The sequence below is a fragment of the Dehalobacter sp. DCM genome (assembly GCF_024972775.1).
Lineage (GTDB): Bacteria > Bacillota > Desulfitobacteriia > Desulfitobacteriales > Syntrophobotulaceae > Dehalobacter.
In genome coordinates, this window is sequence record NZ_CP092282.1 from 2,430,259 (window position 1) to 2,447,454 (window position 17,196).

At 44.8% G+C, this 17,196-nt stretch carries 16 protein-coding genes and 1 riboswitch; of the genes, 14 read left to right on the forward strand and 2 right to left on the reverse strand.

The window, feature by feature from the left end; all coding sequences use genetic code 11:
- Nucleotides 1-816 carry an ABC transporter permease gene (locus tag LPY66_RS11230; RefSeq protein ID WP_443112430.1) on the reverse strand — a complete coding sequence of 272 codons (816 nt, stop codon included), beginning with the start codon at nucleotides 814-816 and terminating at the stop codon, nucleotides 1-3.
- 49 nt (nucleotides 817-865) lie between these two features.
- Nucleotides 866-1,840 carry an ABC transporter ATP-binding protein gene (locus tag LPY66_RS11235; RefSeq protein WP_337984427.1) on the reverse strand — a complete coding sequence of 325 codons (975 nt, stop codon included), beginning with the start codon at nucleotides 1,838-1,840 and terminating at the stop codon, nucleotides 866-868.
- Between the two features lie 165 nt (nucleotides 1,841-2,005).
- A riboswitch (cobalamin riboswitch) is annotated at nucleotides 2,006-2,179 on the forward strand.
- 181 nt (nucleotides 2,180-2,360) lie between these two features.
- Here LPY66_RS11235 and LPY66_RS11240 point away from each other — a divergent pair.
- The 14 genes from LPY66_RS11240 to lepB all read left to right on the forward strand — a co-directional run bounded on the left by LPY66_RS11240 (nucleotide 2,361) and on the right by lepB (nucleotide 17,155).
- Complete coding sequence (locus LPY66_RS11240) at nucleotides 2,361-3,749, forward strand: cobyrinate a,c-diamide synthase (protein WP_337984428.1); 1,389 nt, start codon at nucleotides 2,361-2,363, stop codon at nucleotides 3,747-3,749.
- A gap of 30 nt (nucleotides 3,750-3,779) precedes the next feature.
- Nucleotides 3,780-4,334, forward strand: a complete 555-nt coding sequence (locus LPY66_RS11245; protein WP_337984429.1) for a bifunctional adenosylcobinamide kinase/adenosylcobinamide-phosphate guanylyltransferase — start codon at nucleotides 3,780-3,782, stop codon at nucleotides 4,332-4,334.
- The gene (gene cobS / locus LPY66_RS11250) at nucleotides 4,315-5,091 is read left to right on the forward strand and encodes an adenosylcobinamide-GDP ribazoletransferase (RefSeq protein WP_337984430.1); all 777 of its coding nucleotides are present in this window, start codon (nucleotides 4,315-4,317) and stop codon (nucleotides 5,089-5,091) included. Before LPY66_RS11245 ends, cobS begins: the two co-directional genes overlap by 20 nt.
- Nucleotides 5,088-5,483: a bifunctional adenosylcobinamide kinase/adenosylcobinamide-phosphate guanylyltransferase gene (locus tag LPY66_RS11255; protein ID WP_337984431.1), complete on the forward strand. Its 396-nt coding sequence runs from the start codon at nucleotides 5,088-5,090 to the stop codon at nucleotides 5,481-5,483. The genes cobS and LPY66_RS11255 overlap by 4 nt, the downstream gene beginning before the upstream one ends.
- Complete coding sequence (locus LPY66_RS11260) at nucleotides 5,476-6,129, forward strand: histidine phosphatase family protein (protein ID WP_337984432.1); 654 nt, start codon at nucleotides 5,476-5,478, stop codon at nucleotides 6,127-6,129. The genes LPY66_RS11255 and LPY66_RS11260 overlap by 8 nt, the downstream gene beginning before the upstream one ends.
- Nucleotides 6,130-6,163: 34 nt before the next feature.
- Complete coding sequence (cbiB, locus tag LPY66_RS11265; protein ID WP_337984433.1) at nucleotides 6,164-7,132, forward strand: adenosylcobinamide-phosphate synthase CbiB; 969 nt, start codon at nucleotides 6,164-6,166, stop codon at nucleotides 7,130-7,132.
- Nucleotides 7,133-7,201: 69 nt separating this feature from the next.
- Complete coding sequence (locus LPY66_RS11270; protein ID WP_337984434.1) at nucleotides 7,202-8,287, forward strand: pyridoxal phosphate-dependent aminotransferase; 1,086 nt, start codon at nucleotides 7,202-7,204, stop codon at nucleotides 8,285-8,287.
- Nucleotides 8,259-9,413 carry an alkaline phosphatase family protein gene (locus tag LPY66_RS11275; protein ID WP_337984435.1) on the forward strand — a complete coding sequence of 385 codons (1,155 nt, stop codon included), beginning with the start codon at nucleotides 8,259-8,261 and terminating at the stop codon, nucleotides 9,411-9,413. The genes LPY66_RS11270 and LPY66_RS11275 overlap by 29 nt, the downstream gene beginning before the upstream one ends.
- A 32-nt stretch (nucleotides 9,414-9,445) precedes the next feature.
- A complete protein-coding gene (locus tag LPY66_RS11280) occupies nucleotides 9,446-10,954 on the forward strand; it encodes a cobyric acid synthase (RefSeq protein WP_337984436.1) in 1,509 nt (502 codons plus the stop codon).
- A gap of 3 nt (nucleotides 10,955-10,957) precedes the next feature.
- The gene (locus tag LPY66_RS11285; protein ID WP_337984437.1) at nucleotides 10,958-11,482 is read left to right on the forward strand and encodes a cob(I)yrinic acid a,c-diamide adenosyltransferase; all 525 of its coding nucleotides are present in this window, start codon (nucleotides 10,958-10,960) and stop codon (nucleotides 11,480-11,482) included.
- Nucleotides 11,483-12,532: 1,050 nt separating this feature from the next.
- Nucleotides 12,533-13,513 (forward strand): AAA family ATPase, encoded by a 981-nt coding sequence (locus tag LPY66_RS11290; protein ID WP_443112431.1) that lies wholly within the window; start codon nucleotides 12,533-12,535, stop codon nucleotides 13,511-13,513.
- A gap of 221 nt (nucleotides 13,514-13,734) precedes the next feature.
- Nucleotides 13,735-15,177 carry a radical SAM protein gene (locus LPY66_RS11295; RefSeq protein ID WP_337984438.1) on the forward strand — a complete coding sequence of 481 codons (1,443 nt, stop codon included), beginning with the start codon at nucleotides 13,735-13,737 and terminating at the stop codon, nucleotides 15,175-15,177.
- A gap of 90 nt (nucleotides 15,178-15,267) precedes the next feature.
- Nucleotides 15,268-16,527 carry a methionine gamma-lyase family protein gene (locus LPY66_RS11300; RefSeq protein ID WP_337984439.1) on the forward strand — a complete coding sequence of 420 codons (1,260 nt, stop codon included), beginning with the start codon at nucleotides 15,268-15,270 and terminating at the stop codon, nucleotides 16,525-16,527.
- 64 nt (nucleotides 16,528-16,591) lie between these two features.
- Nucleotides 16,592-17,155, forward strand: coding sequence for a signal peptidase I (gene lepB, locus LPY66_RS11305; RefSeq protein ID WP_337984440.1), 564 nt, complete (start codon nucleotides 16,592-16,594; stop codon nucleotides 17,153-17,155).
- The last annotated feature ends 41 nt before the right edge of the window (nucleotides 17,156-17,196 follow it).

Genomic DNA, 17,196 nt, shown 5'->3' on the forward strand with positions numbered 1-17,196 from the left:
CTACTGAATCAGTTTCCTCTTGACCATAACCAGCGGGATAGGCAGTGTGATCAACGTGACAACCGTTAACCAGATTAAATGGCCGATGATGGCTGATGATACTTGTCCTAAAACAAGAGGCCGAACGCACTCAACGGCGTGGTAAAGCGGCGTCAGCCACGGCAGGAACTGAACAGCCTGAGGCAGGCCTTCAACCGGGAAAAAGATTCCTGCAAACAGAAACATCGGGGATATGAAAAGGGTAAAGAAATAACCGAAAGAATCATAGTTCGGAGCTATACTGGTCCAAATCAGCGAAAGGTTGGAGAAAATTACCGACATCAGCATTAATGGGATAAATAATAACAGACAAGAGAAAGACTGAGCGATTCCGAACAGCGCCACGACGATAAAGAAGACCGCACCGTAGAGAACTCCCTTAAACGTTCCATAGAGGATTTCACCCATTACGACATCATCCATGCTGACCGGCGTCACGGCCATGCTATAAAAGATTTTCTCGCGTACCATTCGTGTATAGCTGTTATAGGTCATTTCATAGGTGACTGCAAACATAGCGGACGAGGCGATAAGACCGGGTGCCAGATAGTCCAGATAGGAAAGGCCATTGATCTTGGTAATATAGACGCCCAGACCAAACCCCATGGCCCATAGATACAGCAGTGGCTCCAGAAAATTAAACATGATATTGGCTTTCCAGGTCTTTGCGAAAACCTTCAGGTTCCGTAAAAACACTTTGTAGACCAGAGCAAAACTGATATCCGGCTTAAACAGCTGGATAATAATGTCTGTCCATATCGCGCTTGCTTTAAGCATTTGACCCTCCTAAAGCGTCATTAATGACTCTATTATATACTTACCTGCTTTAATTGTTTTCTGTCTCCGAATGGGAACCGGAGAGCGTTTCACCAGTCAGCTTGAGGAAGACGTCTTCCAGATTTGTCGGCCTCAGCCGCTGGTAGCGGACAGGCAAATGGGCCTCGGCTATTTTATGATTCAAGTTTTCTGTTAAAAGTTGGCCCTCATTCGTATACATGACCAGATCATCGCCGATGTGCTGGGAGGTCTTTAACCAGGACTGACCCCACTCCAGGAGTAGAGCTTGGTTTTCCGGATCAATACCTAATTCCAGCGCATAACTCCCGACATGTTTTTGGATCAGATCAACGGGTACACCTTGCTCCAGAATTTTGCCCTGATTAATAATAATCAGACGGTCACAAAGATAACTGGCTTCATCCAGGTAGTGCGTCGTCAGTAGCATTGTGGTTCCGTTTTCTTTCAACTGGCGGAGCCTCTGCCAGACAAGGTGTCGGGCATACGGATCTAAACCGGTGGTCGGTTCATCAAGTATCAGCAGCTCCGGATTATTGATCAAAGCACGGCCAATCGTCAGTCGGCGTTTCATACCGCCGGACAATTCATCAACAACGGCTTTCTTTTTGGTTAAGAGATCCATGAAGGTCAATATCTCTTCTGCCCGTTCTTTGGCAACAGCGCGGGGAAGCCGATAATAGGAAGCATATACCAGAAGATTCTCGATAACCGTTAATTCCGGATCAAGATTATCCTCCTGAGGAACCACACCGATCCGCGTTTTAATCTCTCGCGAATGCAGCGTAATATCCTGATTAAATACGGACAGAGTACCTTCAGTCAACGGCGACAAACCGTAGATCATGCGGGCCAGCGAAGTTTTACCGGCACCATTGGGCCCCAGGAGACCAAAGCATTCACCTTTGCCGACTGAGAAATTTATTCCATCGACAGCTGTGAAATCGCCAAAACGCTTGCTTAATTCTTTGGCCATAATCACGTGATTCTCAGGGCTTTGCTGCATTTATCCATTCCCCCCAAGTGTGATAACGAAAGTTTCTGATTGACCTGGTACTAGATTAACAAAACCTGTCAGGATGTACAAGGCCAGATTCAGTATATTTATAGCATACTTACCATGTATATACAAATTATTGTATCCGCTGGTGGACAGAGATTCTTTCTTTTGATATAATTGATCTGCTTAGGTTGCATTAATGCAATAATAGGGAAACAGGTGAAATGCCTGTACGGTCCCGCCGCCGTATGGTGGAGCAAATTCAAAGTTGCCACTGTTCACAATGGGAAGGCTGAATTTGTACTGAAACCAAGTCGGAAGACCTGCCTGAGCACAATAAGCACTTTTTTCACGGAGGATGAAAGGTGTTGCATACGCAATCTGCAAATCGACCAAGGATTGCAGGGAATGTATATCAACTTCTTTTAGCCGCCGCGCTTAAAGAAGTTTTTCTGTACATAGAAGAACGTGCGTCGCAGAATCGTTTTAGGAGCGACGATCATCAAAAAGGAAAAGAGACGATATCATGATAGCTAAGATCCCCCGTATTATGATTGCTGCTGCTGGCAGCAACAGCGGGAAAACGACCATAACATGTGCTATTTTACAGGCATTTATGAAGAAGGGCCTAACACCCTCTGCGTTTAAATGCGGCCCGGATTTTATTGATCCTATGTTTCATACCGAAGTAATTGGTACAAAATCACGTAATCTGGACTTGTTTCTGCTGCCCGAAGACGTGTGTAAATATTTGCTGGTTAAAAACGCAAGAGAGTCACAAATCGCTGTCCTTGAAGGCGTTATGGGTTATTACGATGGCCTGGGTATCGGAGAAACCACTGCCAGTTCCTATCACTTGGCCGGAGTGACAAAAACACCGGTTATCCTCGTTATTAACTGCGCCGGAGCTGCCCTCTCTATAGCAGCTCAAATCCAGGGTTTTAGCAATTTCCGTCCGAACAGCCGAGTAAAGGGGGTAATCCTTAACAACCTGTCACCGGCGCTCTATCCGTCATATAAATCGATGATTGAACACGAAACGAACATTGCTGTTATCGGATATTTCCCCAAAATGTCAGAATGTTCATTAGAAAGCAGGCATTTAGGCCTGATTACCGCGGCAGAGGTAGAAAACCTTCAGCATAAGCTTGATCTTCTTGCCGACCAGGCTTTAGCATCCGTTGATTTAGACCAGATGATGGAAATAGCCAGGGAAAATGAAGAAATTGATTATTGCGATTATCCCATAGAGAATATTGCCGCGGTGACCCTTGCGGTAGCCAGAGATAAAGCGTTCTGTTTCTATTACCAGGACAGCTTGGAATTGCTGGAGCAAATGGGGGCTCGGATTGAGTATTTCAGCCCGTTGAAGGATGAGATGGTACCCGCGTGTGACGGAATTATCTTAGGAGGCGGTTATCCTGAAATATTCGCCAAGGAATTAGCTGAGAACAAAACAATGCTGCAGCAGATCCGTAATTTATTGGACAAAGAGACGCCGTGTATCGCCGAGTGCGGCGGATTTATGTACCTGTTGGATTCGATAAAGGACAAAGACGGCAATCAGTGTGAAATGGCGGGTTTTCTTAAGGGAAATGCTACGCTGACTGACAGACTGCACCGTTTTGGTTACATTACCTTGACTGCGCAGCACGATAATCTTCTCTGCAAAAAAGGGGAGAGTATCAATGCACATGAATTTCATTACTCGGATTCAACCCTCAACGGCGAGTCGTTTATTGCCGAAAGACCTTCCGGTAAGGCGCAATGGAACTGTATCCATGCCAATGAGCACCTCGCCGTTGGTTATCCGCACATGCATCTTTGGGGGAATACCGATTTTGCTCGCTCGTTCATTGAGCAATGCCGAAAGCATAAGGATATGCAGTTGAATGAAGAATACCCGATTCGATAACGTATTTATTTAAGCAGGTGGTGACTGATAGTGATTGCCTTAGTCAGCGGCGGTGTGGCCAGCGGAAAGTCAGCCATGGCAGAAAATCTTGCCGTTAACCTCAATAAAGGAAGAATTGCCTATATAGCTACTATGACGGTCAGCGACGACGAATGCCGCAATCGGGTCGTCAAACACCGCTTGATGCGTCACGGAAAAGGTTTTGATACCTTTGAGCTCGCTTATCATCTTGCTGAGAGCCCCTCGCAATTTGTCGGCATCGATTGTGCGTTACTGGAAGACTTAGGCAATCTGATTGCCAATGAAATGTATTTTCAGCGACTGAATGCGAAACAAGCGTTTGACCGAATCAGTTCAGATATCCAAACTTTGGCGCAGATCATACCGAACCTGGTTATTGTTACCAATACAATTTTCTCCGACATTACGGACTACGACCCGTTTACGATGGACTATATCTCGGTTCTGGGACAGCTCAACACGATGATCGGAACCAACGCCGATATCGTACTCGAAGCCGTTTGTTCTATTCCTGTTATACATAAAGGAAAGAAGGATTTGCCCCATGTTAAAGACCTTATTTGAATCCTTTGTTGCCGCTTTTTCCATGTACTCCAAATTACCGATGCCGCAAATCAGTTGGAACGATAAAAACATGCGCTATTCCTTTGTCTTTTTTCCATTTGTCGGTATAGTTATCGCTTTGATCCTAGCGGCTCTCCTCGCTGTCTGCAATTATTATTACTTTAGTCCGGCTTTGTTTTCCGCTTTTGCTGTATTGATGACTGTGCTCATTACCGGTGGGATCCATCTGGATGGTTATTGCGATACGATCGATGCGTTAAATTCACATAAAGACAGGGAAGAGAAACTGCGCATCTTGAAAGACCCGAATGTCGGTGCGTTTGCGCTCATTTATACGGCCGCGTTGCTTCTCGTTCAGTTTGCGGCGTGGTATGAGATTTTCTTAACTCAGCATTTATTATTTATCGTCTTTATTAGTTTTTTCCTTTCACGTTCGATAGGCGCTATGGTCGTTGTTGCATTTCCCTGTGCCCGGACGACCGGACTGGCTTCAATTTTTGCTGACTATGCATCGAAGAAGGCGCTGCGGATCATACTCGCTGTGTTTATCCTCTTCTGTGCTTGCGCCATGGTGTATATTAATGTTATTGCGGCCATTTTTGCGCTCCTTTTTGTCATGATTTCTTTCCTCTGGTTTTATCGGATGATGAAGAGAGAGTTTGGGGGAATTACGGGTGATTTGGCTGGGTTTTACATTGTAATTTGCGAAACCGGAATTCTGACGATTGCTGCTGTTTTAGGAGGTATTTTGCCATGATTCTGATTATCGGAGGAAACAGTCAGGGTAAACTGGCCTGCGCACTGCGTCTGCTTCCTATCCAAGCCGACGATATTAGCGACGGTGAAGTCTGCCGTATCGAAGAGGCATTCCAACGCAAAGTCATCAATCATTTTCACCATCTAGTCAAACGTTTGCGGGAAAGCGGCATTGACCCGCAGCCGTTCATCATGGAAGGCATTGCCAAAAACCCGGCAATCGTTGTCATCAGTGATGAATTAAGTTCAGCCGTAGTGCCGATCGTCCGTGAAAGCCGGGAGCTTCAGGAAGCCGTCGGACGTATTCTATGTCAACTGGCACAACAAGCCGATCGGGTCTACCGTGTCTTTTGCGGGATCCCGTCCTGTATCAAGGGTGATGCCAATGGATAATAATCACCTATACCACCTTTATTTGATCCGGCATGCTAAAACTGAAGGAAATATCGCGAGACGTTATATTGGCAGAACCAATGAACCACTCTGTGCTCAAGGGATTGCGGAACTTCAAGCTAAGATTGATGCTAAAGTTTATCCGCTTGTCGAATATGTGTTTTCCAGTCCGATGATCCGTTGCGACCAAACCAGAGGATTGATCTATCCTGACGCTCCGTTTTCTATTGTCGAGGCATTTGCTGAATACAACTTTGGATTTTTTGAGAATAAAGCATACGATGAGCTGAAAGATACCCCGGAATACCAATGCTGGTTGGACAGTGAGGGAAAGGGAAAGATACCCGGTGGGGAAAGTGCCGATGAATTTAAAGCCCGTTGCCTCGACGGCTTTACCAAGGTAATGGCAACAATTGAAACTGCGGGGATCCGTCATATCGCCCTCATTATTCACGGCGGCACCATCATGGCGTTATTGGAAGCCTATTCTCCGGAAAGCGTTGACTTCTATCATTGGCAGGTTAAAAACGGTGAAGGCTATCACCTGATCATCGATCCACTGTCTTGGAATAAAACCCATAAAGCACAGTCCGTAACAAAACTGGGAATTAATGAAAAAAGTGCTGTAAATACACATGAAATTTAGTAATATATGGAATAGGATGACGTGGTAATAAAGAATGCTGACATTACTGACTTTGTTTACAGGCTACCTACTTGATTTAATACTGGGAGATCCCCATTGGCTACCGCATCCAATCCGTTTGATCGGCCGGATGATTTCCGGCGGTGAGCGGGTGTTGCGTCGGCTAAGCTGCGGCTCCGACCGCAACCAATATGTTTATGGGATTATTCTAACGGTTGGTGTCGTGGGTATATCCTTTCTTGTCCCTCTTCTTCTGCTTATGTTGCTGAAGTCGATCAGTCCGCTGCTGGGATTTGCGGCGGAGGCGATCATGTGTTATCAGATTCTGGCAACACGGGCACTACGGGATGAAAGCATGAAAGTGTATGCGGAGCTGATGAAGAATGATCTCGCCGAAGCCAGGAAAAAGTTATCCTGGATCGTCGGCAGGGATACCGAAAATTTGAATGCACCGCAAGTTGCCAAAGGTGCTGTCGAAACAGTCGCTGAAAATCTGTCCGACGGTGTGATCGCTCCCATGATCTTCATACTGTTCGGCGGTGCACCCTTAGGTTTTCTCTATAAGGCGATCAACACATTGGATTCGATGATTGGCTATAAGAATGATAAATACCTCTATTTTGGCAGGTTTGCTGCAAAGCTGGATGACGTGGCCAATTATTTGCCAGCTCGGATTTCAGCCTATCTCATGTTGGCCGCGGTCTGGCTGATTCGGATGGATTTTCCAAATGCCCTGAGGATCTATCGGCGTGACCGCCACAATCATTCCAGTCCGAATTCAGCACATACAGAAGCTGTATGTGCCGGAGCTTTAAATATTCAACTCGCTGGCAGTAATTATTATTTTGGGAAACTTGTCGTCAAACCGACGATTGGGGATCCTATCCGTGACATCGAAGCGGAGGATATCCCCCGTGCTAATCGTCTGATGATAACCACATCGCTTGTCGGTCTGGTCATCGGGTCGATAGTAAGGATTGGGATCGTTTGCTGGATGCGATGACTGATCATATTTACCCGGATGCTGGGATTGAGAAAATTCCAATACGATGAAGGCAGGTAAACAAGCGATATGTATGAATACAGCCACGGCGGCGATATTTATTCGGTCAGAAAACAAACAGGGCGGGACGATATCCTGGATTACTCCTCCAATGTGAATCCGCTGGGCCTTCCTGAAGCCGTTAAACGCGCTGTGCTTCAATCATTGGATGAATGCGTTAATTATCCGGATCCATTTTGTCGGGAGCTGATCGCGGCTTTGGCAGAGTATGAAAACGTCGATCACACGGTTATCTTAGCGGCCAATGGCGCTGCGGAGATCATCTTTCGATTGGTTCTGGCCTTAAAACCACAAAAAGCGCTGCTTTTTGCCCCGACATTCTCAGATTATGAAAAAGCGCTGCATACCGTGGATTGTTCAATCGACTATTATTCCTTGCTGGAAGCCAATCATTTTTCAGTAACGGAAGCGATACTGAATCAGATTAACAATAGTGTGGATATGCTTTTTATCTGCAATCCGAATAACCCGACTGGGCAGCTGTGCTCAAAGGAACTGATGCTTAAAATCATCGCCAAATGCCGGACAACAGGGACAATCGTTGTCGTCGATGAATGCTTTATGGATTTTGTTGAAAACAGCGCGCAATATTCTGTCCAAAGCGCGTTAAAACAAAATGATCATATGCTGATCCTCAAAGCATTTACGAAAATATTTGCGATGCCTGGTTTTCGTCTGGGGTATGTTTTAACAGCAAACATGGCTCTGCTGGAGAAAATCCGAATGGCGGGGCAGGATTGGAGTGTTTCCGCGCCGGCCCAGTTTGCCGGTATCTGTGCATTGCAGGATAAAGATTACCTGCGACGCACCGAGATCCTGATCAAAGACGAAAGGGAATTTCTTATCCGAGAATTAAAACACCTGGGGTTCCAGGTGTTTGGTTCCAGAGCAAATTACATCTTCTTTAAAACGGCTGTTACGAATTTAGCTGCTAAGATGCTGGAAAAAGGCATCATGATACGTTCCTGCGCAAATTATATTAATCTGAGCAATGCCTTCTATCGCATTGCTGTAAAAAACCATGAGGATAATTTAAGACTTATTGCTGCTTTCAGGGATGTGATAAATGATGAAAGCCATCATGGTCATTATTGATGGGCTCGCTGATGAAAAAATGAATGAACTAAACGGGCAGACCACATATGAATCTGCTCACCATCCTAATCTGGACAGATTAGCCGCCGGCGCGGTTACCGGATACTTTGATTCCTGCCCTCAAGGCTATACACCCGAGAGTATGCCGTGTATTCTGAACTTATTGGGTATAGACCCGGTATACTATCCGCAAAGCCGCGCATCGCTTGAGCTTCTGGCAAACGGCTATAAACTTGAAGACGATGAAGTTGTCCTGCGTTGTAATCTTGCTGCTGTGGACAACAGCAATCACTTGATTTCCTTTAACGGCGGGAACCTCACTCACATCGAGATGAAAAAGGCTGTCGAAGCGATCAATGATACCCCCATGGACATCCGGTTGATCCATTTGTCTGATTACCGTAATCTCCTGATTATGAAGAAAAGGTATTTTCAAGCGTTACGATGTAAAAACTACCCGCCTCATGAATATGTGGGGGATAACGTTGACGTCTTACTGGCGGATATCTGTGCCAAGGCACCAATCCTAAAAGAATTTGTATCAGCCGCCATGGAAAAACTAAAGAATTATCGGGAGGATAAGCTAACGTATATCTTATATCCATGGGGTATCTCGGAAAAAAGCAGTCTGCCAACCTTTCAGGAATTATATTCGTTGAACGCCGCTGCAGTATGCGGTACGGAGATCGCTCGGGGTATTGCTATAGCCCTGGGTATGACCCTTGCCAATCCTACCGGGATGACCGGGGACACGGATACGGATCTCATCTTAAAGGCGAAAACAACGTGTGCCATGTTAGATAATCATGATTTCGTCTTTGTTCATATCAATGGTACCGATGAAGCAGCTCATCGCTATGACTTGAGGGAGAAAATCAGTTTCATCGAACGAATCGATCGCGAATTCTTCCGTATAATCTTAGACGAGCTTTCCCCTGATACGCGGATCTATGTCTGTGCCGATCACGGGACAAGTCCGTTAAGTGGTAAACATACAGTTTTGGATGTACCCTATATCATAAAAAAACCCTTCTGGAAAAACGAAATGAGTATAACAACAGCGCCGGGAGCACTGACAGAGCTGAAAGCAGCTGACGTTCTAAATTATTTACTCACTGTCCAATGAATGCACAAATATAAAGATAGCAGGTGATAACAATGGCTAAATCGATTATGGTCCAAGGAACAATGTCTAATGCCGGCAAAAGCCTATTTACAGCCGGTCTATGCCGGATATTTATGCAGGATGGCTATCAAACCGTACCTTTCAAATCACAAAATATGGCTTTGAATTCCTACATCACAAAAGAAGGTCTGGAAATGGGCCGAGCTCAGGTCGTTCAGGCTGAAGCTGCCGGGAAGGAGCCCAGTGTGTTGATGAATCCCATCCTGTTAAAGCCGACAAACGACAAAGGCTCCCAAGTGATTGTCAACGGTGAAGTACTGGGCAATATGAATGCAGCCGACTACTTTAAATATAAATCGAAATTGAAACCGGACATTATGAAAGCGTTTAATAAACTGGACGAGGCCAATGATGTCATTGTGATTGAAGGTGCCGGCAGTCCGGCTGAAATTAACCTGCGTGACGATGATATCGTCAACATGGGTATGGCAAAGATGGCGAAAGCACCTGTATTGCTTGTCGCAGATATTGACCGGGGAGGGGTGTTTGCCTCGATCTTTGGAACGGTCATGCTGCTCGAAGAAGACGAAAGAAAATTGATTAAAGGTATCATTATCAATAAGTTCCGCGGTGATGTCGAAGTCTTAAGGCCCGGACTGCGAATGATTGAAGATAAAGTCCATATCCCTGTTATTGGTGTCGTTCCGTATCTCACTGTCGATATTGAAGATGAGGACAGTCTTTCCGAAAGACTGGATTCGGAACGCACCGTTGAGGCGGTGGATATTGCCGTGATTCGGCTGCCAAGGATGTCTAATTTTACGGATTTTAATGTCTTTGAATTGATCCCGGGCGTTTCCGTCCGTTATGTCAAATCAGAAGCCGAATTGAAGAACCCGGATATGATCATCTTGCCCGGGACGAAAAATACGATGGGGGATCTCAAATGGCTGCGTCAGAATGGTTTAGAAGGTAGAATTAAGAAAATGGCGGCTCAAGGCACGGTCCTTTTTGGGGTATGCGGCGGTTACCAAATGCTGGGCATGACCTTGGACGATCCCTATGGTGTGGAAGAAGGCGGAAGCCTTACCGGAATGGGGCTTTTAAACATTAAGACAACGTTTTCAGAACAGAAGACCCGCACCCAGGTCAGCGGTATTTTTGGTCCGGTGGAAGGTACGCTCAGCAGACTATCCCATATCGCCTTCAGCGGTTATGAGATCCATATGGGTGTGACAGAAACGATTGATGCCGAGCCTTTAACGGTCATCGATCATGTTTCCGGCCAAGCCTTGCTGAAAACTGACGGGACGAAGAATGGAAATATAATGGGGAGTTATATTCACGGCATTTTTGATGAAGAAGGTGTTGCCTCAACCATCGTTGAGTGCTTGCTGAATAAGAAGGGACTGGAATCTTCCAGCCTGCAAAAATTGAGCTTCCGCCAATATAAAGAACAACAATATGATCTATTGGCCGAGGAAATTCGTAAGAATGTGGATATGGATATAATCTATAAAATTCTGAAGGCAGGTGTATAGTAAATGAAATTGGGACTGATTCATATTTACTGCGGCGACGGCAAAGGAAAAACCACCGCTTCTCTGGGGCTTGCTGCCCGTTGCGCGGGAAGAGGCAACCAGGTTCTGATTGTTCAGTTTTTAAAAAGTCAAAATACGGGAGAACTTCATTCCTTGGGAGAAATACCTGGGATTACTTTTCTGCGCGGCCAAGAAGCATTTGGTTTTTATGATGAGTCTGCTGAACAAAAAGAAAAACGGCGTGCGATCCATGATGAATTACTGGTTGAAGCCATTAACCGGTGCCGGGAGAGAAAGGTCGATTTGCTTATCCTCGATGAGATCATCGGATCCTATAATTATGACCTGATTGACCGCAATCTGCTTCTGGAATTTCTCCGCTCCAAACCCGAAAACCTGGAAGTTGTATTAACCGGCAGAGGTCCGTCTGACGAACTGATTGAATTGGCGGATTATGTATCGGAAGTCAAAAAAATCAAACATCCTTACGATAAGGGAATCAACGCCCGGATAGGGATTGAACGCTGATTTTGTATCTTATATGCGGCGTTTGGCACAGGTATAAATTTCCATGTTTATTTTTATACGCACTACTTGACAGTGATTAACCAATCGATTAAAATAAAATCAGAAAATTAAATAAATTGGTTCTGAACATACAGAGATACCTTTTACTAATAGGGCAGGTTGTAATTCGAGGCATAGTCAGAGGGATGTATTGGGATGTGCCGAACGGATTCAAAGCCACCCTTTAAGGATGGCTTTCACTATTTTCGAGAGGCGTTAAACCAGTCACAGATGGCTGCGAACAGAACAGAGAAGACTAGATAAAGTTTCCCGCAAATTCCTCCTATTCTCGTCAAAGATCCCAATCGTAACTGTGTTCCGTATGTGTCCAGTTTCAATCATGAGTTCCAGAAAAAATCTATCCAAAGTCCAATTCCAGTAAGAACAGTAAGAACAGTAAACGAAGTGCCCCATTTTAAACCTTAATCTTTTCCAAGTTCCATGTTTCAGATTCCAAATTTCCAAATCTCCTAGTATTGCGTTCCAAGAGTTAGTTCAGGTTCAAGTTCCAGATTGAAGTTCCTTAGTTACCTTAAACCTTAGGTTTTCACCAAATTCACTTTACGTCCATTTTAACAATCGGTGATTCTTGAGAAAGGGTAGTAAAGATTTAAACAGTAAACGCGTGAAGTACCCCAGTCGTTTAAAGTAGGTGACCCTCGTAAAAAATCTAACCAGTGTCCAGGAGGAATTTTGCGGGTTTGTTTTATAAAGCCTCTCGTTTTAAGGAACGAGAGGCTTTTTATTCGTTTTGCCTCTGGAAAGAGACGGTATCCCAAATTCGCCATCGATGGCGAATTTGGCATGGGAGACAGAGGGACGTAGAACTTTGTCCCCTAAAATTAGGGGACAAAGTTCTACGTCCCTCTGTCTCCCCGTCCCTCTGTCTACCATGCCCTCTGTTTTCCCGGTTTCCTTAAATTGGAACGGTTCATTCCGTCTGAACTGAGAACAAATAAATGTCTTTCGCTATATAATATAGAATAGACCGACAAAGGGGGTGTCTTCTTTGTGTCCGTCAAAGTAACCTTTAGAAAAAACCTGCCGCCGACGTTTCACCGCTCACTCCCTGCTAAAGTGAATGATCCGGGGAAAATTGATTTTACACTTAAAAACGATCCAGCTAAAATACTTAAAAAATCCGGTCTGCCACCTCGTGATGAAGATAAGGACCAGGTTCAAGAAATTATCCGTGAACTGGATAATATGATTGGCCTGGAATCCGTGAAAAAATTGATTCATGAATTATATGCTTTTGTTGAGATTCAGAAAAAACGCGAGAAAGAGAAACTAAACACAGAACCATTGGTCCTGCATACCATTTTTAGCGGTAATCCGGGAACGGGGAAGACAACGGTAGCAAGACTGATCGGCAGATTGTATAAAGAGATGGGCGTTTTATCCCGGGGACATATCGTCGAGTGTGAGCGTGCTGATTTAGTTGGAGAATACATTGGCCACACCGCAAATAAAACGAGGGACATGGTTAAAAAGGCACTCGGCGGCGTGCTCTTTATTGATGAAGCATACTCTCTGTCCAGGGGCGGAGAAAAGGATTTTGGCAAAGAATCTATCGATGCCCTGGTCAAGGCTATGGAGGATAATAAAGAAGATTTTATTCTGATTCTGGCAGGATACAAACTGGAAATGGAGATTTTTGTCCAGAGCAACCCTGGATTACGGTCTCGTTTTCCGATCCATATCGTTTTTCCGGACTATACTCTTGAAGAGTTAACGGATATCGGCGAGCAGATGCTGGCGAGCAGACAGTACGAATTTTCACTGGAGGCAAAGCATGTCTTTAAAAGAACGATACTAAATATGTCGGCATTATACCCGTACGCCGGGAATGCCAGACTGGTTCGAAACATTGTAGAAAAAGCGATACGCAAACAAGCAGTCCGACTTTACCGGCAGAAAGATCTCTCCCGCGAAGATTTGATACTGATTACAGAGGAAGATCTCAGGCAACAAGACTCTTCCGGTGCTTGAACAACCTGACACGAACAGGGCTGCTCCTCTTCACAGGAGTCATGATCGATTTATCTTGTCTTTATTTAAAGAATTTACATGCATATAATTTATACATAATACTATTGTTATCTATCGGTTAGCACGGCAGTGCCTGCTCGAGAAAATATGAATAAACGAGGTGCTTATATAGATGTATGAGAAGATGAAAAGTATACTGTGCAAGATGAGGAGAAAAGAGAATGGCAGACAATCAAATTACAAATAGTGATGATATGATCCAACTATTGAAAACTGAACAAGACTGGGCTACGGCAGACGGGTGTTCCTGTCTGTCAGATTTTTTTACAGATCCGAATATCTGGATCGCCTATGATTTGTTTAAAGATCTGCCAGGAAAGGATACCCTTAAGGCTTCTCCCTTGGAGCAAGCAAAAGAATTCACCATACCTGTCGATGCGCAACGTCAACCTGTATTCCCGGAGGAATTGCTCTTGACACTCGGTTTGGAAGGAGTCTCTTCGATTAAAGTTATCCAGCGTGATAATAAACTGGAGATCCTTCCGAATATACATAGTCTTTCCAAACTTTATATAGAGCCAACGTCCAAATGCAATTTGGGTTGTCAGACCTGTATAAGAAACACCTGGAATGAACCTCTGGGTTCGATGAGTAACGAAGTCTTTGATGCGCTAATCGAGCAACTCAAGGATTTCAGGACATTGAGAACCGTTATGTTTGGTGGATTTGGCGAACCGACCTTTCATCCCAACATCCTTTCTATGATCAGTAAACTCAAAGCGCTGGGACTCAAAGTGGAAATGGTAAGTAATGGTACGTTATTAACGCCAGAGTTGTCTGAAGGCCTGATTAAGAGCGGATTGGATACGTTATGGGTTTCTTTTGACGGGACCAGTGCCGATCAATTTGAAAATATCCGAGAAGGAGCAAGCTTTGAAGCCGTTGTGCAAAACCTGATTCAGTTTAGAAAGCTTAATCTTGAAAGCGCTAGGAGTCAGTCTGTCACCGTCGGCATAGCTTTTGTTGTCATGAAAAAGAACATTAATGAGCTGAAGGATCTTGGAAGTTTAGCCAGACGAATCGGGGCCCAAATGGTTAACGTCAGTAATGTCATACCTTATACCCCGTCTATGGTTGATCAGATGGTTTGCACTCTGGACGTGGAAACCATCCATGAAACAAATTATCTTGGTTCTTTGCCTATTAACATACCGATCATTGATCAGACAGAAGCAACAAAAGAACCCTTATACGGTCTGTTCAAAAACTGCAAAAATATCAGTATTATGAAAAACAGGGTAGGGGCAGATACTGGAAACTGCCGCTTCATTCAAGAGCGTTGTACCTTTGTTCGCTGGGATGGAAAGGTCAGCCCGTGTATGGGACTGTTTCATTCCTATAAAACATATATTGGAATGGCTAAAACGGAAAGGGAAATCAGGCATTATGCCGTTGGTGATATTCAAAACGATCCATTGAAAACAATCTGGGAGTCAAAGGAATACCATGAATTCCGGGAAAAAGTAGATACCTTTGATTTTTCGCCGTGTCTGAAATGTTCGATTTGTGATTTAGCCGAGAAGAACGAAGAAGACTGTTTTGGCAACACATTCCCTACCTGCGGCGGCTGCTTATGGGGACAAGGCGTTATCCAGTGCCCGTAATATTGAAAAACAAAGACTAAACAGTTGAAAAGTCCGTTTAGAAGATGTAGTATTTTATAAGGCTTATTATCACTTTGGAGGAACAAATCGTTGTCTCAATCACTTTTACCTTTAAAAATTAATGAAGCGTTGCTGTATGCTGAAGATGTTTTGGAACAGCAGTGTAAATTACTGAATCCAATCATTGAGAAGAATCACCAACGTGTTCTTACGGCGTTTCAGGATGCTAAAGTATCCGCTTACAATCTGAACGGAACCACCGGTTATGGTCTCGGCGATTCAGGAAGAGATAAACTGGATGCTGTCACTGCCGCGATCATGGGTACGGAGAGCGCCATTATCCGGCATCAATTCGTGTCGGGCACGCATGCGATCGCTTCCGCGCTTTATGGTGTCCTGCGTCCGGGTGATCACTTTATTTCAGTTACCGGCATGCCCTATGACACCTTGCAGCAAGTGATCGGTATAAAAAATAGTGTCTCCGGCAGTCTGAAGGACTGGGGCGTTTCCTTTGACATACTTCCGCTTGGCCAGGATAATCAGATCCAGTGTGACAAGCTTACGGAGCTGGTAACGTCCAAAACAAAACTGTTTATCATTCAACGGTCAAAAGGCTATGAATGGCGCAATTCGGTATCTATTGCCCAAATCGCCGAATTTACCGCCTATGCCAAAAAGCACTTCCCGGAGGTCATCATATTTGTCGACAATTGCTACGGCGAGCTGGTCGAAGCTAAAGAACCGGGGCATGTCGGTGTGGATCTGATGGCCGGATCCCTGATCAAAAACCTGGGGGGAACCCTTGCGCCTACCGGCGGTTATATAGCCGGCAGGGAAGACCTGATAACCAAAGCAGCCGGTCGTTTTACAGCACCTGGGATCAATGCCGATGTCGGCGCGACACTGGATAATCTCCGATTGATGTATCAGGGATTGTTTTTCAGCCCAATGACCGTAGGCGAGGCGTTAAAAGCAGCCATTTTTTCTTCAGCATTTTTAGCTAAACTGGGTTTTGATGTTCACCCAAGTCCTGTCGACCTGCGAACGGATATCATCCAGGCCGTGAAACTTAATACCAAAGAAAAGATGCTGGCTTTCTGCCAGGGTTTACAACAAGGATCTCCGATCGACTCCCATGTCCTGCCGTTGCCATCCGAAATGCCGGGATATACCGACGAAGTTATTATGGCCGGAGGAACCTTTATTCAAGGCGCCACGAGTGAGTTTTCCGCGGATGGACCGATTCGGGAACCTTATGCTGTCTATATGCAAGGCGCTATCTCTCATATTTATGTAAAAAGTGCGATTGTATCCGCCGCTTTGATGCTGGAGAAAAATAATCTCTTGTGAGAAACTTTGGAATGATCCCTACATAAACTATGGGTGGTTACCCGATAGTCGCGGAGGCTAAGCAATGAATAGTCCTCAAAAAATAGGCCTAAAAAAATTAGGCTTAAAATCTCGCTGGAAGATGCCTCCCACTCTGCGGTTACTGCGTGAAATCGTCGAGATATTCCTTATCGTCTTTGCGCTTTCCTGGGTGATCAAGACGTATCTCCTCGGGTTTGCCACAACCACCGATCAAAGCATGCTGCCGACACTGAATGACCAAAATCATTTAGTCGTGGAAAAATGGATCAACAAACATATTGCGTCGTTAGAAACCGGTAATATCATTGTTTTCACGTATGGCAACGCCACTGCTGCCAAAAGAGTAATCGGCCTTCCAGGAGATAAAGTCGAAATCAAAAGCGGCTATACATTTATTAACGGCCAACCGATTTATGAACCCTACGCCAATACACCGGCTACATATACTTTTTTGCCGGTCATTGTACCGCAAGGCGCTGTATTCGTCATCAATGACGATCGAACTGATCCCCTGGATTCAAGACACTACGGCTTTATTTATGAGAAAGATATCGTAGGCCGAGCCTTTGTCTGTTTTTGGCCGCTGTCGTACATGAAGACGCTCTAAAATAGTTTATTGTTTAATCATCATGTTTTTGATAAAGCGAA